Origin of the sequence: Pseudomonas sp. 10S5, assembly GCF_035019745.1 — a bacterium.
Taxonomy (GTDB): domain Bacteria; phylum Pseudomonadota; class Gammaproteobacteria; order Pseudomonadales; family Pseudomonadaceae; genus Aquipseudomonas.
Genome location: NZ_JASJVL010000006.1, coordinates 222,429 through 240,799, shown reverse-complemented (window position 1 = coordinate 240,799; position 18,371 = coordinate 222,429). Strand labels below are relative to the sequence as shown.

At 56.7% G+C, this 18,371-nt stretch carries 15 protein-coding genes; 2 read left to right on the top strand and 13 right to left on the bottom strand.

All coding sequences use genetic code 11. The features are described 5' to 3' along the window. Positions 1-106 precede the first annotated feature (106 nt). The 13 genes from QN378_RS08715 to QN378_RS08655 all read right to left on the bottom strand — a co-directional run bounded on the left by QN378_RS08715 (position 107) and on the right by QN378_RS08655 (position 15,701). Positions 107-1,339 (bottom strand): type II secretion system F family protein, encoded by a 1,233-nt coding sequence (locus tag QN378_RS08715; RefSeq protein WP_322201417.1) that lies wholly within the window; start codon positions 1,337-1,339, stop codon positions 107-109. Between the two features lie 58 nt (positions 1,340-1,397). Then, on the bottom strand, positions 1,398-3,122 hold the full coding sequence (locus QN378_RS08710; protein ID WP_322201419.1) for a GspE/PulE family protein: 1,725 nt from the start codon (positions 3,120-3,122) through the stop codon (positions 1,398-1,400). Positions 3,123-3,155: 33 nt separating this feature from the next. Continuing rightward, a complete protein-coding gene (locus QN378_RS08705) occupies positions 3,156-4,559 on the bottom strand; it encodes a tetratricopeptide repeat protein (protein WP_323550691.1) in 1,404 nt (467 codons plus the stop codon). Then, entirely contained in the window at positions 4,556-5,482 is a 927-nt protein-coding gene (locus QN378_RS08700) for an ExeA family protein (protein ID WP_322201423.1), read from the bottom strand. Before QN378_RS08700 ends, QN378_RS08705 begins: the two co-directional genes overlap by 4 nt. Positions 5,483-5,486: 4 nt before the next feature. After that, positions 5,487-7,082, bottom strand: coding sequence for a secretin N-terminal domain-containing protein (locus tag QN378_RS08695; RefSeq protein ID WP_323551117.1), 1,596 nt, complete (start codon positions 7,080-7,082; stop codon positions 5,487-5,489). 44 nt (positions 7,083-7,126) lie between these two features. After that, positions 7,127-7,450: a Type II secretory pathway component gene (locus tag QN378_RS08690; RefSeq protein ID WP_323551116.1), complete on the bottom strand. Its 324-nt coding sequence runs from the start codon at positions 7,448-7,450 to the stop codon at positions 7,127-7,129. Continuing rightward, positions 7,443-8,120, bottom strand: coding sequence for a type II secretion system protein GspM (locus tag QN378_RS08685; RefSeq protein WP_322201428.1), 678 nt, complete (start codon positions 8,118-8,120; stop codon positions 7,443-7,445). Before QN378_RS08685 ends, QN378_RS08690 begins: the two co-directional genes overlap by 8 nt. Continuing rightward, positions 8,117-8,725, bottom strand: a complete 609-nt coding sequence (locus QN378_RS08680; RefSeq protein ID WP_322201430.1) for a PilN domain-containing protein — start codon at positions 8,723-8,725, stop codon at positions 8,117-8,119. The genes QN378_RS08685 and QN378_RS08680 overlap by 4 nt, the downstream gene beginning before the upstream one ends. Beyond that, positions 8,722-9,636, bottom strand: a complete 915-nt coding sequence (locus QN378_RS08675; RefSeq protein ID WP_322201432.1) for an MSHA biogenesis protein MshI — start codon at positions 9,634-9,636, stop codon at positions 8,722-8,724. The genes QN378_RS08680 and QN378_RS08675 overlap by 4 nt, the downstream gene beginning before the upstream one ends. Before the next feature lie 926 nt (positions 9,637-10,562). Next, positions 10,563-10,784 carry a formate dehydrogenase subunit delta gene (locus QN378_RS08670; RefSeq protein WP_322201434.1) on the bottom strand — a complete coding sequence of 74 codons (222 nt, stop codon included), beginning with the start codon at positions 10,782-10,784 and terminating at the stop codon, positions 10,563-10,565. After that, positions 10,781-13,669, bottom strand: coding sequence for a formate dehydrogenase subunit alpha (gene fdhF / locus QN378_RS08665; protein ID WP_322201436.1), 2,889 nt, complete (start codon positions 13,667-13,669; stop codon positions 10,781-10,783). The genes QN378_RS08670 and fdhF overlap by 4 nt, the downstream gene beginning before the upstream one ends. After that, complete coding sequence (locus QN378_RS08660) at positions 13,666-15,228, bottom strand: formate dehydrogenase beta subunit (RefSeq protein ID WP_322201438.1); 1,563 nt, start codon at positions 15,226-15,228, stop codon at positions 13,666-13,668. Before QN378_RS08660 ends, fdhF begins: the two co-directional genes overlap by 4 nt. Beyond that, positions 15,225-15,701 (bottom strand): formate dehydrogenase subunit gamma, encoded by a 477-nt coding sequence (locus QN378_RS08655; RefSeq protein WP_322167946.1) that lies wholly within the window; start codon positions 15,699-15,701, stop codon positions 15,225-15,227. Before QN378_RS08655 ends, QN378_RS08660 begins: the two co-directional genes overlap by 4 nt. A gap of 562 nt (positions 15,702-16,263) precedes the next feature. On the opposite strand from QN378_RS08655, the gene QN378_RS08650 reads away from it, so the two are divergent. Both QN378_RS08650 and QN378_RS08645 read left to right on the top strand, forming a co-directional pair. Beyond that, positions 16,264-17,604, top strand: coding sequence for an MFS transporter (locus QN378_RS08650; protein WP_322201440.1), 1,341 nt, complete (start codon positions 16,264-16,266; stop codon positions 17,602-17,604). Then, positions 17,594-18,352: an HpcH/HpaI aldolase family protein gene (locus QN378_RS08645; RefSeq protein WP_322201442.1), complete on the top strand. Its 759-nt coding sequence runs from the start codon at positions 17,594-17,596 to the stop codon at positions 18,350-18,352. The genes QN378_RS08650 and QN378_RS08645 overlap by 11 nt, the downstream gene beginning before the upstream one ends. Positions 18,353-18,371: the final 19 nt, after the last annotated feature.

Below are 18,371 nucleotides of genomic sequence, written 5' to 3'. Positions count from 1 at the left end.
GCGGAAATGAGGTTCAGTTGGTGCTGATTGATGCTTTGCCGGTATCGGCGTGTTATGCGTTGTCTGGTTGGTAAATGACTGTATAGACGGTGCTGATAGCCCCGACTCACCCATGTCCCTTTGCGGCCGCTGACAAATCCCACATGGGAAGAAAAACCCCCAATGCGAGAATCAGCACCATTAAGCCCATGGCCACGATCAGAATCGGTTCGATGGCATCGGCGAGTTGCTTGAGGTCGTAATCCACCTCTTGTTCGTAAAAATCTGCGACCTCGACAAACAGATCGTCCAGGGCACCGGCTTCTTCACCGACGCCCATCATTTGCAGCACAAGGGGGGTAAACAGGCCGCTGGTGGTGGCGGTAGTGGTCAATGACTCACCCCGTTCCACGCCTTCGCGCATATCGAGAATGGCCTGACCGATGTAGCGGTTGCTGACCGTCACGCTGTTAATTGATAGGGTTTGCAGCAGTGGCACCCCTGCGCGATACATCATCGCGAACGTGCGGGTGAAACGGCCGAGTGCAATGCGCTCAAAGAGACCGCCGACAATCGGCAGGCTCAGCTTGATCCGATCCCAAAGCAGTGCGCCGGCGTCGGTTTGTGTCCATTTGGAAAAGCTGTAAACGCCGCCGACCACCATCAAACCCATCGCCCACCAGTAATCCTGGAAGAACTGGGACATGCCGATCAGAAACCGGGTGGGTAACGGCAATTGCGCGTGAAACTGCGCAAATATTCGGGAAAAGGCTGGTATCACCACCATGTTGATTACGGTCAGCCCTATGCCCATGGCAATAAGCACAAACATGGGATAGCGCGTGGCTTGCTTGATGCGCTTGCGGGTTTCCCGCTCCAGCTCCAGATAAATCGCCAGTTGGCGAAAGGCCTGGTCCAGTTGGCCGGTGTTCTCGCCGACGCTGATCATGCTCACAATTAGCGTATTGAACACTTTTGGGTGCGAGTTGAACGCCACGGCCAAGCTCATGCCGGCATCTAGGTCGCTGCGTACTTCAGTCAATATTGCGCAAAAATGTTTGTTGTAGTTTGATTCGGCCAACCCGCCAATAGCGCGAATGATCGGGACACCGGCTTTGCTCAAACTGTGCATTTGCCGACAGAAGATAATCAGCTCCAGCAGTTCAACCTTCTTACTGCTAAACCGCTCAGTCAGTTGCTCCAACAGGTCACCGACCGGTTCTACATGCTCAACAATGGTCAGCGGAACAATGCTCTGGGACAACAATTCGCTAGCAAGCGCGTCTGCCGAGTTGCTATCGCGACTGCCGGTCACTTGCGTGCCTCGGGCGTCCCGGCCAGTAAATCGGAAAATGGTCATTGGCCCAGGCCCTCGGCTTGAATGTGGCGCGCCCGGGTGCTACGTCTTAAGCCGCACATTAGACCAACACCTCGTCGGTCCGGGAAATACTGACCTTCAGTACTTCTTCGACGCTGGTTAGCCCCTTCATCGCAAAATCCAGCGCACAGGTAGCCAGCGGTCGATAAAGGGGGCTGGCAAGCGCTGCGTCAGCAAAACCTTGTGGGTCATTGCGGCGCAGAGCGCCAACCATTTCGTCGTTCATTTCCAGCAATTCGTACACGCCCAACCGCCCAAGGTAGCCGGTGCTATGGCAGTTATGGCAACCGACGCCCTGGTAGAAAAGCTGACCGCGCAACGACCCGCCGTAGAGGTTTTCCATCCAGGTAAGCTGATGCGGTTCGGGGACGTGGACCGCGCGGCAACTTTCGCAGACCCGACGAATCAGTCGTTGGGCCAAAACGGCGCTCAAAGCGGTGGCCACCAAGAACGGTTCGACACCCATGTCGATCAAGCGCATGGCGGTCGTCGGGGCGTCGTTGGTGTGCAGGGTCGACAACACCAAGTGACCGGTCATGGCCGCACGCAGCCCGATTTCAGCCGTCTCGTGGTCGCGTATTTCCCCGATCAGCAGTATGTCCGGGTCCTGTCGAAGGGCGGCGCGCAATACACGGGAAAAGGTCAGGTCGATCTTGGTGTTGACCTGTACCTGGTTCACCCGTGCCAGCCGGTATTCAACCGGGTCTTCGACAGTGATGATTTTCTTTTGCGGGCTGTTCAGTTCGCTGAGCCCTGCATACAGCGTGGTGGTCTTGCCCGAACCGGTGGGGCCAGTGACCAGCACCAGGCCGAAAGGGCGTTGCAGCAGTTGACGAAAACGCGCAAGCATCGCGGTTGGCATGCCGCCTTTGTCCAGGTCGGTGATGCCATTTGTCTGATCCAGCAAACGCATGACCACTGATTCGCCGTGTTGCACAGGCATTGTCGACATGCGAATGTCAATGGTGCGCTCCTTGACTCGGATATTGAAGCGGCCATCCTGAGGTATGCGTTTTTCGGAGATGTCTAGGCCTGACATGATTTTCAGGCGCATCACCAACGCAGAAGCCACCCGCGGCTCCTTCAAAATATGTTCGTTGAGCACACCGTCGATGCGTTGACGAATACGCAAAATGCCGTCGCCTGGCTCGATATGAATGTCTGACGCGTTCATCTGCACGGCGTCTTCAAACAGCGTCCGCAGCAGACGAACCACCGGGGCGTCGCTGTTATTGGTGGCCCCCAGCGCAGACAGGTCGAAGTCACTGTCTTTAAGATCGCCTTCCAATTCCCCAGCAATGGTGTCCAATTCGCTGGTGCGCCGGTACAGCGCATCCAGGGCCTTAAGCATTTCGGCTTCGCGTACGACGGCGGGTTGAACCGGAGTACGCAATACACGCTCCATTTCATCGAGCGCAAACAGGTCGAGCGGATCGCTCATGCCGACTACTAGGCCGTCCGCCGCTTTGGACAAAACAATGACGCGGAAGCGCCTTGCCAAGGTTTCCGGCAGCATCTGGACCAGAGCTTTATCGAACTTAAAGTTCTTCAGTTCGATAAACGAAATCTTTAACTGCTCGGACAATGCCGTCAGCAGGCGTTGCTCATCGACGAAACCCAGGTCAATGACCGTGCGCCCAAGTTTGAAGCCCGTGCGCTTTTGCTCCTGCAAGGCACGTTGCAACTGGATGTCGTTGAGCAGGCCGGCGTCGATTAGCAGGTCGCCAAGACGGACCTTGCCCCGACGTATCTCTTCCTTATCCATACAGTCTTACCCACATCAGAGCTAACCACATTGTCACTTACCTCCCAACGCGACGGCGCGCTCGCCAGCGAAACGCCGGGCACCGTCGTCCAGACCTTGTCCGCGCTCGGCGTAGCGGTAGTGTCGCGCCGCTTCGGCAGGTTGCGACAGGCGTTCCAAGGCAATTCCCAGTCCTAGCTGCCATGCGGCTTGAGTAGGTCGCAATTGGGTCAACTGCTCATACAATCCAGCGCTTTTTTGCCACTGCGCAGTTTGTTGATAGCTGGCCGCAAGCAGGGCGTAATAAGTAGGGTCTTGTGCCAGCGTGGGAGGGTTTTGCTCCAACGTGGTCACAGCGTTCCGGGCGTCGCCGGATTGCAGTTGCGAGCGCGCCAACAACAGGCGTAATTCGCTGTCGTTAGGCCATTGCTTGAGTTGTAGCGGCAGCCATGTCAGCAGCAGCGCTTGCTGGCCGTCAGCCAAGTACGCACGAGCCAGACCGTGGATTACATCCAGGTTTTTACCACGAGACAATTGCAGCGCTTTTAGCTCACTGATAGCCCGGGGATAGTCGCCACTTTGGAGGACTTGCAGGGCCACGGTGAGCGCGTCTGGTTGATAGGGCGTTATTTTCATCTGCGGTGGGCCACTGACCAACAACGGTTTTGCTGCTTGAACCACGGTTGCAGTACGAGGCTGTCTTTCCGCGGGCAGAACAGGAGCGTTAGCCCAAGCGGGCAAAGGCGCCTCATCGGTTGCGGTATCAACAGTGGCCGGTTCGTTCGCGGCTGTGTTGTCTGAGCCCATGGGCGTGTCAGCAGCATCTGCGATGGTTGCCTTGGTCGGCATGGGTACCTCGATTCTCAACAGCCAATTGTTGCCGGCTGGCTCCAACCGATCACGCACTTGTAGGTTGTCACCCAGACCGGTCAACACCACTTGCACGTTTTGCCCTTGGGTTTGAACTTTCCACGACAAACTGCGGCCGTCGCGTTGCAATCGGCCTTCGCGCATCGCGACGCCAAGTGATGTATTCAGTTGGGCGCCAGGCAGGTCGAGCATCACCAAGCCGTTTTCATCGCGGCGCTGATAAGCCGCTGAACGGTCAATCAACAATTTAAGGACTAGACCGTTGCTGTCGTTTTGAGGCAGTACTTCCAAAATCTGCGCGGAAGTTGGTGCTTGAACGGCGGCCAGCGGTACGGCTGCTACAGCAATAGCGGGCGCGCTCTGCGCTGGAGAATGGGACTTGACCAACCGGTCTACCAGTAACCCCAGAGGCAGGCCGACAATAATCACCAGGCCCAAGCCGATAAGGTTTCTCTGAAAGCGTCGAACACGTTCGCGGCGCTCAGCCCCGGCTTCATCCACGGCCAACAGACCGTCCCGCTGCAGCTGCCGGGATGCTCCGGCACGGCGTTCTTCGAGGTCGCGGAGCATGTCATTAACCAAGCTCATATAAGCACCTCGTTAAGTTGCATCAGGCACAACCCGGCGGCGATAAACAGCAAAAGCGTGAGTATGACCACATGCCATTTGGACCAGAATGTATCTTGCTGGACAACCGATCGAGCGCCTTCAGTGTCACGCCACGCGTGTTTAACATGCTTGGCCGTGACCTGTCGGCGGCCTTCTCCATAGGCCACCATCAACGCTTTGTGCGCGAGGATATTGATCAAGCGAGGAATGCCGCCGCTGTCTTTTACCAGGCGGCGAATAGCACCTTGATCAAATAACGAATTGCCCCGGTAACCTGCAACGGTCATGCGCTCGTTCAAGTATTGGGTGGTGTCATGCCTGTCCAGCTTACGCAGGCGATAGGAAAATGTAATGCGCTGGCGCAACTGACGCAGGTCGTTGCGCGCTAAGGTGGTATCCAGTTCGGGCTGGCCGAACAGCACCACTTGAAGCAACTTGGTCCGCTCGGTCTCCAAGTTCGTCAGCAGCCGCAAAGCCTCTAGTGTTACGACGGGCAACCCTTGGGCCTCGTCGATTAACAGTACGGTGCTTTTACCGTTTGTTGCCAGTTCGATCAGGCGCCGATGCAAAGCGTCGAGCACACCTTGGGAGTCAAACTCTTCAACATCTTCAATGTATAACTCACGGGCCAAGGCCTGGCGTAAACCGGTGGGGCTCATGCCTGGATTGGGTAGATACGCCAACTGGTAGCGCTCACTGTCCAGCTGCTTGAGTAGGGCGCGGCAGACCAAGGTTTTGCCTGTCCCTACCTCACCGGTAATTTTGATAAACCCTTCGCCTTCACCAAGCGCCACCTGCAACAAATTCAGGCATGCCTGGTACGGCGCCAGCTTGACTAGAAACTCTGTATTTGGGGTCAGTGCGAACGGTTTCTCGCGCAGGCCAAAGTAGGCTTCATACATGGGGTTACTTTAGATCCTTGAACGTCTCTGCGGTTTTACGCAAGTCGCCCAGCCACACATCGTCGTTAACAACCTGGGGTCTCATGAGAATCACCAGTTCGCTTTTTTGCAGCGAGTTGCGTTGTTGCTTGAACAGATTGCCAATGATTGGCAGCTTGCTAGCCCACGGCACGGCAGTGTTGCTGTCATCGCTTGCGTTTTGCAGCAAGCCACCGATCACCACGACCTGGCCGCTGTGTGCACGCACGATGGAATCAGACTGGCGGGTTGTAGACAGCGCCAGCGGCAGTTGCAAGACGTTATTCACACCCAGCGTAATGGTTTTATTTTGGTCGGTAACCCGGCTGACGGTTGGTCGCACATGCAAGGTCACGGTGTCGTTCTGATCGATTTGTGGTGTCACGTCGAGTGAAATACCGGAAAAGAACGGGGTTAACGTAACGTTCTGCGTGGGTTGGGTAACCCCGGCAACCGTAGTGGTGCCGGAGGTGGACGAAACGTCAGTGACGAAAAATTCATCGGTTCCGACTTTGATCACTGCCTTCTGGTTGTTCAGTGTGGAAATCCGCGGACTAGAAAGCACGCGAACCTCGCCCTGAGTTTCCAGTAGCTGAATCAAACCGGAGAAGTCACCCACATTAATAGTGCTGCTGAACACTCCCCCCACCGCCGTTGGTCCCGTCAGCGGTGCGCCCGCAAGGCTAGCACCCAGATCGCCGCCCAACTTGGCCCAACTGATGCCTGCCTGGAAGTTTTTGGAAAGCTGGACTTCTAGAATCTTGGTTTCCAGAACTACTTGGCGTTGCAAATTACGTTGGGCCTTATCGAGAAACCGTGCGACGTTTTCTTGATCTGCACTTTTGGCGCGCACGACCAGCAAACTCGCTTGTGGGTTGACGATCACGCTGTTGCCCGGCTCGTCACCGACGATCATCTCGACCACCTTGCCAACTTCCTTCCAAAAGTCGGCATCACTGATAGTTGTTACTTGGCTGGCATTAAGGGTGGACTGCGAGTTGCCGTTGTTTTGCCCGTTGCCGTTGCCGTTGTCGCCCCCGTTACCGCCATTGTTGTTGCCGTTATTGTTGTTATTGCCATGGTTGCCATTATTGCTGATCATTTGACCCGCACTGACGCGGGTGTCGGTTTTACCGACGCGCTGCAAGTTTAGGTAGTTGAGGTCGTAGCTTCGGGTGATGACGCTGTTAGGCAGGATCTGATAGCCATAGCTGGTACGGCGGTAATCGTAGCCATAGGTGTCCCGTACTGCACTGAGTACTTCCTCGAGCGTTACGCGATGAAGGCTAAAGGTGATATTGCCTGTTACATCAGGATGCACCACAAGGTTCTGTCCCGCGCCTTGCATTAAGCTCAGAAAAAAATCGCGGGCAGGCATGTCTTTGGCGGATACGTCAAAACGAGCATCACTTTTTGGAAGGGTCTGCACGTTATAGGGCGGCAGCAACGCTGCTTGAACCGAAGGGGGAGGCACTACTCGCGTTTGGGCTTGTTGGATACTTTCATTGAGTAGCTTGTTGCTCTGATCATAGAGCACCTGGTCGCCGCCTTTGAACGTCTGGCATGCGGAAAGCAAAGACACTAAAAAGAGTAGGCCTGGGCCCGACAGAAACTTCATCATGGGCATCATCGGCTCGGTTGTATAACGGGGTTGACCAGTCGCAGATATTCGCGCTTACCGTCACGCTCGATCAGAACTGCTTGAGGATAAATAGCCAGTATCCGTGCGTCGGCGTGTTTGTCGCCGACGTGAACGGTCTGGCCATCAATAACTGCCCGGCTACCATGGGCACCTAGGATAATTTCTTGCAGCACCGGAATGTGGACCTGTTCGCCTGGAAGACTCGGCATAAAGCGCGCCGGCGGCAGAGTCGGGTCAATAGGAACTTCAGTGCTGGCTTGGGCCGCCGCGCTGCATAGCAGTGCACCGACAAAAAAAAGTTTAAACACCGATCCACCCCGCGTACCGACTTAAGGTGTAAAGCTCCAGGCTGATTTGAGCGTGGGCAGCACCGCTATCGCCGACGCGATATTCCAGGCTGTCCCAGTTCAGTTTCCATTGGGTGCCCTGGATCGATTGCAGGTAATGCAAGAGGTCGAAATAACCACCCTCCAACTTCAGCTGTACACCATGTCGATACAAGACAACGACGCTAGGGGTTGTTTTAGCGTTAGCTTTAGCAGCCGGGTCGATTGAAGGCAGTTCGACCGCCGCGCTAGAGCTTTCCATGCTCAATAATTGTAGGCCCGGCTGAGCTTTGAGCAAGTCGCGAAGCACTGAACGCATTTTGTCCGGGGAGATCAATTCACTGGTGTTGTGGTCGATCTGCGCCAACAAGTTTGCGCTGTTGGTGGACGCCAACAACAGGGCGCGGTTGTAAGGAATGTTGGGATCAGCCTCAAGTGCAGCGCGCAACTTGCCTAGAGCAGAAACGGCCTCATAAGCACGGGCTTCCGAAGATTGGTAATCAGTTGCCTGTTTGGCCGCGGCTGTAGCTAGAGAGTTACCCAGCACCATGACATACAGCACGGCGCATATCGCCAGCCCTGCGCCATAAGCAAGCCATTGCTCTCGCGGGGAAAGAATATGCCAGCGCGCCAACCATTTCTCAGTGTTCATGGGCGCTCCTTGGGATCGGTAACCCGTGAGGACAGGTCGAAATGGAACAATTTATCGACACCGCGTTGCACGTCGAAACGCGCAAACTCTCGCCCTTTAAAGGCTGCATTCTCGCCCAGTAGTCCCAGGTACTCTGGCAACGTCTGTTGGTTTTGGCTAAAACCCTGCAACCGCATTTGCGTACCACCGTCGCGCAACGAAATTACGTTAAGCCACAGACCGGTCGGTGGATGCTGTGCCGCCAGCGCCGAAAGTGGTGCAACGAAACCTACGCGTTGTTGGCTCGCCACGACCTTCAAGTAGTTGATCAGGCGTTCCAATGCGCGGTTTTGCTCATCCAGATCGGCGAGCCGTAAAGGCAGTTGAGGGTCCAGAACCGGTTGGACGAAAGAAGCCTTGGCCTCTTCGAGCTGGCGTACCTGCTCCCGCTCTTGAGTTTGGGCGTTGGCCAACCGTGTTGCGCCCACATGCAAATTCCAACCTGCCCAAGCGACGTGGCCTACGCAAAGCACCCCGACCATTGCCAGTCCACCGAGAAACTCAAGCTTCTGAGGCCGGCGAGCGGATTTTTTCTCCGCTTTATAAAGATTCAGGTTCTGCATCATAGGGCCACTCGGCGCAATGCAGCACCGACCGCGGTCATGCAAGAAGCTTGGGTCTCTTCATCCAGATCGGCAGCCGCCTGACCCGGAAATAACTCCCGCAAGTCTAATGCCGCTACATTAACCGTCAGTCGTTCGTCCAGAGCTAGTAGGGCTTCTGCGCCATCGCGCTTCATTGGCAATAGCATCAGGCGATTGATCTGCCCTTTGCCAAGTTGGCTTTCGAAATAATCGAGTGTGCGCTGGATTTCCAGCATGGCTGCAGAGATGTTCGAACCCGCCAAATCCAGGCCGTGCTCGATAACACGTGCCATATACAGCTCGGGCCCGTGCTGCACGCAAATCAGGCCACCGCTGGAACGTAATCGCAGCACTGCAATATTCAGGTCATCGGCGCCCGCTAACAATCCAATATTGCGAAAGGCCATTTCAGTTACATCAACGCTGACAAGGTTCAAGTTCGCTTGTTTGATCAGGTCGCACCACTCCTGCAGCCGGGCCTTGTTCAGCACGGCGCAGTACGCCATGTGCGAGCGGCCACGGTAGGCGTCAGTAGGCAAGGCAAAGGCGTCCACGACGACGTCTTCAAGAGGCTCTTTGATGAGGTCCTTGATGCGCCAACGCATGGCATTACCCAAATCTTCGGCAGGAACGTCGGGGCTTTCTAGTAGCAGCATCTGATATGCCGCAGGATGCAACACCAGATTTACGGGTAAACCAGCCAGACCTAGTTCATTGACAAGATTTTTTAATACAGCAGCGTGCCGTTCCGGAGAAGACTCGCGGAACTGACAATCGAGCAAAAGTGGAGGTTCGTTTGGACGTTGTAAAACATTAGCTAAAGCAATGCCGGCGGGGCTGAATTCAACGCCCAGGTGTCCGCTTGCAGTGGTTTTAATACGAGTAAACCACATGACTTCTCATCTCTTTACCTGGCGAGGTGCGCCAGTACCACATCGATACGCAGAAGGGCGATGTCAAAACAATAGCACGTATCGTAGGACAACTTGTTTTCTTCGATATACGGTCAGAATTCTGACGCTCTCAATGATGGCCAAAAGACATATGTTGTCATTTGGCTGGAACAGCGAACGGTAGAAAAATAACCCTGAGAGCGCTCATGATCTGAAGTGTCATAAGCTAACTCTTTGTATTATCTGTGATATCTGTTTATTTAAAATTTATTGAAAAATTAATCAAAATCGAAAAATAGTGACTCATTGATTTTTTATCACTTCATTCGACTATGGTCTACTTATGCAATTATTTAAAATACAGGTGTGTATTTTTAGCCGATTTCTACGAAGTTTCAGAGTAATGAGGCAGGGAAGTGAATCAATGACCCGAACATAGATGCCGGATATAGAAGATGCAGGTGCTGAAAACCTGACGAATCTAACAGGTATTTGAAAGCCCCACTAAAGGATGTCAGATAGCCGGTCGAGAATTTTATCGCCAGTTTCTTTCGGGTGCCAGCTGCTAGAAGGAGCAGTGCTCTGAGAATTGTCTGCTCTGTTATGGCCGCGCGCGGGGGGGGTTCTAGTTTAAGGAGATATGCGGCCGTTTGACTTGGAAATGACGTCTGGCCGTTTCGTAAAACTGTCTTAACTATTAGGAGGGCAGTTCAACATCAAACGCTAAAAGCTCAGTTTTTGTCGAAAGCGCGTAAAAAATATTTCACGGATTTACCCTCATTTTCGGTATCGAAACGTCTGCCTCAATAGCGCAGACGTTTCTGGTTTAACCGCGCAGTGAACGCAGTCCTTGGGCATGTTGCAGGATTTGGCAAACATACCTGCGAGTACACTCTTGGTTCTTGTGAAAGACAGAGGATATGAACCTAAGCCTCCCAGCCCGCCCCGCTGACCGCCACTTGCGCCAGTGGGTGCAAGTCAGTTCCCTGATGCTCCGTCTGCCAAGCTAGCAACTCCATGCGCATGCCCGGTGTCCAGAACATTTTCAGATGATTACGCACGCTGAGTACGGCCTGTTCCTGGTCAGGTTCGCCGGCGAAGTGCTGAGCGATTTGATTAACCATTTTGATCAGGTTGGCAGTACTCATCGGCTTACTCCGGGCGTTGTGGCGCTGGTGCGTGCCTGGCGGCGTTCATCGAGCAGGCTTTGTTGTTTGTCACTGAACTCCTGATAGCGCTTTTGCCACTCGGAAGGATGGTAGACGCGGCTGACTTCCACTGCAGTGACCTTGTACTCTGGGCAGTTGGTGGCCCAGTCGGAGTTGTCGGTGGTGATGACGTTGGCCCCCGATTCAGGGAAGTGGAACGTCGTGTACACCACGCCCGGGGCGACCCGTTCGGTGACCCGTGCACGCAGTACGGTTTGCCCGGCGCGGCTGCCGATGCCGACCCAGTCCCCTTCGTTGATACCACGGCTCTCAGCGTCGGATGGGTGGATTTCCAGCCGGTCTTCGGCGTGCCAGGCGACGTTGTCGGTTCGCCTGGTCTGGGCGCCGACGTTGTACTGGCTAAGGATGCGCCCGGTGGTCAGCAGAAGGGGATAGCGATTGTTGACCTTTTCCTCGGTGGGCACGTAGCCGGTAAGCATGAACCGTCCTTTGCCGCGCACGAACTCGTCGATGTGCATGGTAGGAGTGCCATCGGGTGCCGCCGCGTTGCACGGCCATTGCAGGCTGCCGTGGCGTTCCAGTTGGGCGTAGCTGACGTTAGTGAAGCTCGGCGTCAGGCTGGCGATTTCATCCATGATCTCTGAAGGATGCTGATAGCTCATGGGATAACCGAGCGCATTGGCCAGGGCCACCGTGCCTTCCCAGTCGGCCTTGCCACCCAGAGGCTCCATCACCTTGCGTACTCGGGAGATGCGCCGCTCGGCGTTGGTGAAGGTGCCGTCTTTTTCCAGGAACGAACTGCCCGGCAGAAACACGTGGGCGAACTTGGCGGTTTCGTTGAGGAAAATGTCCTGCACCACCACGCATTCCATGGCAGACAAAGCCGCCGTCACGTGCTGGGTATTGGGGTCGCTCTGTGCGATATCTTCGCCCTGGCAATACAAGCCCTTAAAGCTGCCACCCAAGGCCGCCTCGAACATGTTGGGAATACGCAGACCGGGATCGGGTTGCAGGGTGACGTTCCAGGCCTGTTCGAACTGCGCGCGTACTACCTCGTTGGAAATGTGCCGGTAGCCGGGCAGCTCGTGGGGGAAGGAACCCATGTCGCAGGCGCCCTGAACATTGTTCTGCCCACGTAGCGGGTTCACGCCCACGCCTTCACGGCCGATGTTGCCGGTGACCATCGCCAGATTGGCAATGCCCATGACTGCGGTGCTGCCTTGGCTGTGCTCGGTAATCCCCAAGCCGTAGTAGATCGCCGCGTTACCAGCGCTGGCATACAGACGGGCAGCGGCACGGATGTCGGCAGCCGCTACGCCGCAGACGGCGCCGAGGATTTCCGGCGAGTTTTCCGCACGGCTGACAAATTCGCTCCAACGGGCGAAATCGCTGCCCTCGCAACGGGTTTCGATAAAGTCTTGGTTGAGCAGGCCTTCGGTGACGATGACGTGGGCCAGTGCGTTGAGCATGGCCACGTTGGTGCCAGGGCGCAGCGCCAAGTGCAATTCGGCGCGGGCATGTACCGAGTCCACTAGATCAATGCGTCGTGGGTCAATAACAATCAACCGCGCGCCTTCACGTAGGCGGCGTTTGAGCTGTGAGGCAAATACCGGGTGGGCGTCGCTGGGGTTAGCACCCATCACCAGGATCACGTCGGCCTGCATCACCGAGTCGAAACTCTGGGTGCCGGCGGACTCGCCAAGGGTTTGTTTCAGGCCATAGCCGGTGGGCGAGTGGCAGACCCGCGCACAGGTGTCGACATTGTTGTTACCGAAGGCAGCGCGCACCAGTTTTTGCACCAAGTAGGTTTCTTCGTTGGTGCAGCGGCTTGAGGTGATGCCACCGATGGAGTCGCGACCATATGTTTGCTGCAGTCGGCGAAATTCGCTGGCGGCGTAGGTCACCGCTTCATCCCAGCTAACCTCTTGCCAAGGGTCGTTGATGTGCTTGCGAATCATCGGCTTGGTAATGCGATCCGGGTGGGTGGCGTAGCCCCAGGCAAAGCGCCCTTTGACACAAGAGTGGCCGTGGTTTGCGTGGCCGTTCTTGTCTGGAACCATGCGTACCAATTTGTCGCCTTTCATCTCGGCGCGGAACGAGCAGCCTACGCCGCAATAGGCACAGGTGGTGATCACGCTGCGTTCGGGCTGACCCAATTCGACGACGCTTTTTTCTATCAGGGTCGCGGTGGGGCAGGCTTGCACGCAAGCGCCGCAGGATACGCATTCCGAGTCGAGGAAGTTCTCGCCGCCAGCAGCCGCGATCCGCGATTCAAAACCGCGCCCAGTAATAGTCAGGGCAAAAGTGCCTTGGGTTTCTTCGCAAGCGCGCACGCAGCGGTTGCAGACAATGCACTTGCTGGGGTCATAGTCGAAGTACGGGTTAGAAGTGTCCTTCTGGTCCTCTAGATGGTTGTCGCCTTCATAGCCGTAGCGCACTTCCCTTAGGCCAACCTGCCCGGCTACGGTTTGCAACTCACAGTTGCCGTTGGCCGAGCAGGTCAGGCAGTCCAGAGGGTGATCGGAGATGTACAACTCCATGACGTTGCGACGTAGGGTCGCAAGCTTCGGCGTCTGAGTATGAACGCTCATGCCTTCGCTGACCGGCGTGGTGCAGGACGCCGGGTAGCCGCGCATGCCGTCGATCTCTACCAGACACATACGGCACGAGCCGAACGCTTCCAGGCTGTCGGTGGCACATAGTTTGGGAATGGTGGTGCCCATCAGTGCAGCAGCGCGCATCACCGAAGTCCCCTCCGGCACGCTGATACTGCGGCCGTCGATGTTCAGGGTGATCTGGACCTGGCTTTGGCGGGCAGGGGTGCCTAGGTCGATATCTGTTTTCGGGTCGAAGAGGGTAATCATTGGTCGGCCTCCGAGGGCTGCAGACCGAAGTCGGCGGGGAAGTACTTGAGGGCGCTGACCACCGGATAGGAAGTCATGCCGCCTAACGCGCACAGCGAACCGTATTGCATGGTGTCGCAGAGGTCCTTGAGGATGATCGCCTGCTGATCTCGACCACTCTGGTCCGGCGCGGCCAGCAGGCGGTCGATCACCTCCATCCCCCGGGTCGAACCGATGCGGCAAGGGGTGCATTTGCCGCAGGATTCCTCGGCACAAAACTGCATGGCGAAGCGCGCCATGTGAGCCATGTCCAGGGTGTCATCAGCCACAACCACACCGCCGTGACCGAGCATCGCGCCCATGGCGGTAAACGCTTCGTAATCCAGCGCAGTGTCGAATTGCGCGGGGGGCACCCAAGCGCCGAGAGGGCCGCCAACTTGCGCGGCCTTCAGTGGTCGGCCACTGGCGGTACCGCCGCCGTAGCCTTCCACCAGTTCGCGCAAGGTCAGGCCAAAGGCCCGCTCCACCAAGCCGCCGCGACGAATATTGCCCGCCAGTTGGAAAGGCATGGTGCCCAACGAACGGCCCATTCCGTAATCGCGATAGAACTGCGCGCCCTTGGCCAGAATGAGCGGCACCGACGCCAGGGTCACCACGTTATGCACCAGAGTGGGCAGGCCGAACAGACCTTTCAGGGCAGGGATGGGCGGCTTGGCGCGGACGATCCCGCGCTTGCCTTCGAGTGAATCCAGCAGCGCGGTTTCCTCACCGCAAATGTAAGCGCCCGCACCGACCCGCACTTCCATATCGAAGGCCTGGCCGCTGCCGCCGACGTTGGCCCCGAGGTAACCGGCTGAGCGGGCGATATCCAGCGCCTGGCGCATTGTTGCCACGGCCTGTGGATATTCCGAGCGAACATAAATGTAGCCGTAGTTGGCACCGACGCTGATACCGGCGATCGCCATGCCTTCTATTAGCAGGAAGGGATCGCCTTCCATCAACATGCGATCGGCGAACGTGCCCGAGTCGCCTTCGTCGGCGTTGCACACAATGTACTTCTGCGCTGACTGGGTGCCGCGCACCGTGCGCCATTTGATCCCCGCCGGAAAAGCTGCGCCGCCCCGGCCACGCAGACCTGAATCGAACACGGCGGTCGAGGTCTGCTCGCCACCCAACGCGATGGCCTGGATCAAACCCTCAAAGCCGCCATGCGCCCGGTAGTCCTCCAAGGACAGCGGCCGAGTAATGCCGGCACGAGCGAACAGCAGGCGCTGTTGAGACTTGAGATAAGGCAGCTCTTCCACCAAACCCAAGGCCAGTGGATGGGCGGACGGCTCGCCTTGCAGCGCATCGAGCACCGACGGCACATCGGCAGCGGTCAGCGGGCCGAAGCCGATACGGCCGTGTGGGCTGTCTACCTCGAGCAGCGGTTCGAGCCAATATAGGCCGCGAGAACTGGTGCGTTGCAGGTCCAGCGGCAAGTTGCGTTTCAGCGCCTGAGCGGCAAGGGCCACAGCGACCTCGTCGGCACCCACGGCACGTGCGAGAGAATCGCAGGGCAGATAGAGGCTCGGCATCATGCGTCCTCCTGGCAAGCGTCGAGCAGGGCATTTAGGCGCTCGGCGTCGATCCTCGCATGCACTTGGCCATCCAGCTCCAGGGCTGGCGAGCAGGCGCAGGCTCCGAGGCAATACACGGGACGCAGGCTGATATTGCCGTCGGCGCTGCTGCCGTGGTCGTCCAATTGAAGGCGTTCGCGCAACTGCGCGGCAAGCTGTTCGGCGCCGCGGCTTTTGCACGACTCGGCTCGACACAGACGCAGAATATGCCGGGCCGGGGGCGCAGTACGGAAGTCATGGTAGAAGCTGATCACCCCGCGAATCTCGGCGTGGCTCTGATTGAGGGCGTGGGCGATTTCGGGGACGGCGGCATCAGGGATGAAGCCAAAGCCCGCTTGAATCTCATGAAGGATCGGCAACAGTGCGCCGGGTGAGCCCTTGTGGCTCTCCAACACGCTATTGATCATAGGCAGGTGCAACATATCATCGGGCATACAGCAATTCCTCACGGCCACGAGCGAACCAAGTGGTTGTCGATTGTCCGAAAGTGTCGGCTGCGGCACTCACACCACGTTACGGAAGCGTGGCATTTCAGGCCGCTGGCCAGGCACCCTTAGGGGCATCTTGTTGTTCCTAAGCGCGGTCTCCGCCGCACCCGTTGCAGGGATTAAAATCAGCTTGCCACGTCGGATGCGATTCTTCTACACCAAAGCGACGTGCTCGGTTCTTTTTGCGACCACTAGGTCAGCTTAGAGGCGTGCGAAGAAAGCGTAGTAAAACCCGATTTTCTGTGGCGGTGTGTCTGGTATACCGCGCCGTTGCCTTCGTGAGCAGGTTCCCACAGGTTGTTCCCCAAACGTGGCGTCAATGTAGTCAGCATTTCCCTTGACAGGGGGGGTAAAGCCGCCTAGCTTTGGCATTTATGCATACGTATGCATTCCACCCTTCTTTGCACGTGATTGCCGTCCATGCCGCTCAGTCAATGAATGCGGTGGACCTTGCCGCGTAGGCGCAGGGCCGAATGAAACTAACAATAAATATAAGACGAGGAAACCTATGCAAAACCCATCACTGGCAGGCAATCCTGTAGTGCCCATGGAGCAGGAAGAGCAACACCTGCTGCGAAAAGTAGCGTGGCGACTGGTCCCGCTGATTATGACCTGCTTCGTTGTGGCGTATTTTGACCGCGTCAATATCAGCTTCGCAAAGCTGCAGATGCAGTCAGAGTTGGGACTGAGTGATGCTGCCTACGGATTGGGCGCCAGCATGTTCTTCATTGGCTATCTGCTGTTTGAGATTCCCAGCAACCTGATTCTGGTGCGGGTCGGCGCGCGTCGATGGATTGCACGGATCATGGTCACCTGGGGCACGGCGTCGGCGGCGATGATGTTCGTCCACACCGAAGCCATGTTCTACGTGCTGCGGTTTCTACTGGGTGTGTTAGAGGCGGGTTTTGTTCCCGGCGTCATGTACTTTTTCATGCAGTGGTTTCCCGCCAAGCAGCGGGGTCGAATCAACTCGTTCTTCTTCGGCGCGAGCGCCTTGTCCGGAATTCTGGGCGGACCGCTGGCGGGCGGCATCATGAAGTACCTGAACGGCATGCACGGACTGTCGGGCTGGCAGTGGTTGTTCCTCCTCGAAGGCATCCCGTCGGTCGTTCTCGGCATTGTAGTTTTGTGTGTGCTCGATGATCGAATAGAAGATGCAAAATGGCTTAAACTTTCCGAAAAAACCATGCTGTCTGACCTTCTCCGTCGTGAGCATAAGGTGCACTCATCGCATTCGTTCAAGGATGCGTTGCGTAACCCTATTACCTACATGCTGTCGCTCATTTACTTGGGCTTGTGTGCGGGCATCTACGGGATTTTTTTCTGGATGCCGCAGTTAGTCAGAACCGCTGGCAACGCGGACCCGCTCGAGATCGGCATCATCACCATGCTGCCGTACTTCGCCGCCCTTATAGGTATTGTGCTCATTGGCCGAAGTTCGGACCGGACGGGTGAGCGGCGCTGGCACTTGGTAGGCTGTGTGCTCGCCGGGCTGCTGGGTTATGTGGTGTGCGCCACCTTCGGCGATAACACGGTGCTGCTGGTCATTGGCCTTAGCATTGCAACGACAGGTCTGATTTCGTCCTTTGCGCTGTTCTGGGTATATCCGCCTCGTGTGCTGACCGGTGTAGCGGCCGCGGGGGGGATCGCGCTTATCAATTCCATCGGGCAGCTCGGCGGTGTTTTCGCGCCTTATATGGTCGGCAGGGTCAAAGACTTGACCGGCAGCGCCTCCATGGGTTTGTACGCTATCGCAGCCGTGTGCGGTGTGGCTGCTTTGTTGATCGCGTGGGGATTGCCACGTGACATTCACTTTATTGAATCAAAGGAGACATCTGATGCGTCCTAACAGAGTGCTCGAATGTTGGGCCGACGGTCGTGCTGCAGTATCCGGTTGGTTGGCCATCGGCAATAGCTACAGTGCGGAAATTGTCGGATGGAGCGGGGTGGATTGCGTCACCGTGGACCTGCAACATGGCATGACCGACGTCCAACAAATGATCGGCATGTTGCAGGCCATCTCGGCAACACCGGCGACGCCGTTTGTCAGGGTGGGCTCGTGTGATGCGACGATCATGATGAAGGCGCTCGATGCTGGCGCTTATGGGCTGATTTGCCCCATGGTGGACAACGCGGGGCAAGCGCAGGAATTTGTCAGCGCGACCCACTATCCGCCCCTTGGATTGCGCAGCTTCGGCCCAACGCGCGGCCTGCTTTACGGCGGCCCGGATTATTTTCAGCACGCCGATCAAACCATCGTCCGGCTCGCCATGATCGAGACGCTGCCGGGCCTGGAGGCGGTGAAAGAGATCCTGGCGGTCGACGGCTTGCAAGGCATCTTTATCGGTCCTGCCGACCTGGGTTTAGCCTTAGGTAAAGGGCCGGTTGGGGACCCTGTCGATCCTCAGGTACTCGAAGCCATTGAGCTCTGCCGAAAAGCGGCGGTAGAGGCCGGAAAGTACATCGGTATTTTTTGCACCTCGGGCGCCGTCGCCGCACGTTATGTGGCACAAGGTTTCCATTTTGTTGTGCCTAATCACGACGCCAACCTGCTCAAGGCAGCCATGACGACGGAAGTAAAGGCCGCCAGAGGCTGATTTCGCGCTGAAGGCTATT

What these genes read in the sequence shown, in the direction of transcription:
- QN378_RS08715 (WP_322201417.1), bottom strand. Translation starts at nt 1,339, where the DNA reads ATGACCATTTTCCGATTTACTGGCCGGGACGCCCGAGGCACGCAAGTG.
- QN378_RS08710 (WP_322201419.1), bottom strand. Translation starts at nt 3,122, where the DNA reads ATGGATAAGGAAGAGATACGTCGGGGCAAGGTCCGTCTTGGCGACCTG.
- QN378_RS08705 (WP_323550691.1), bottom strand. Translation starts at nt 4,559, where the DNA reads ATGAGCTTGGTTAATGACATGCTCCGCGACCTCGAAGAACGCCGTGCC.
- QN378_RS08700 (WP_322201423.1), bottom strand. Translation starts at nt 5,482, where the DNA reads ATGTATGAAGCCTACTTTGGCCTGCGCGAGAAACCGTTCGCACTGACC.
- QN378_RS08685 (WP_322201428.1), bottom strand. Translation starts at nt 8,120, where the DNA reads ATGAACACTGAGAAATGGTTGGCGCGCTGGCATATTCTTTCCCCGCGA.
- QN378_RS08680 (WP_322201430.1), bottom strand. Translation starts at nt 8,725, where the DNA reads ATGATGCAGAACCTGAATCTTTATAAAGCGGAGAAAAAATCCGCTCGC.
- QN378_RS08675 (WP_322201432.1), bottom strand. Translation starts at nt 9,636, where the DNA reads ATGTGGTTTACTCGTATTAAAACCACTGCAAGCGGACACCTGGGCGTT.
- QN378_RS08670 (WP_322201434.1), bottom strand. Translation starts at nt 10,784, where the DNA reads ATGAGTACTGCCAACCTGATCAAAATGGTTAATCAAATCGCTCAGCAC.
- fdhF (WP_322201436.1), bottom strand. Translation starts at nt 13,669, where the DNA reads ATGATTACCCTCTTCGACCCGAAAACAGATATCGACCTAGGCACCCCT.
- QN378_RS08660 (WP_322201438.1), bottom strand. Translation starts at nt 15,228, where the DNA reads ATGATGCCGAGCCTCTATCTGCCCTGCGATTCTCTCGCACGTGCCGTG.
- QN378_RS08655 (WP_322167946.1), bottom strand. Translation starts at nt 15,701, where the DNA reads ATGCCCGATGATATGTTGCACCTGCCTATGATCAATAGCGTGTTGGAG.
- QN378_RS08650 (WP_322201440.1), top strand. Translation starts at nt 16,264, where the DNA reads ATGCAAAACCCATCACTGGCAGGCAATCCTGTAGTGCCCATGGAGCAG.
- QN378_RS08645 (WP_322201442.1), top strand. Translation starts at nt 17,594, where the DNA reads ATGCGTCCTAACAGAGTGCTCGAATGTTGGGCCGACGGTCGTGCTGCA.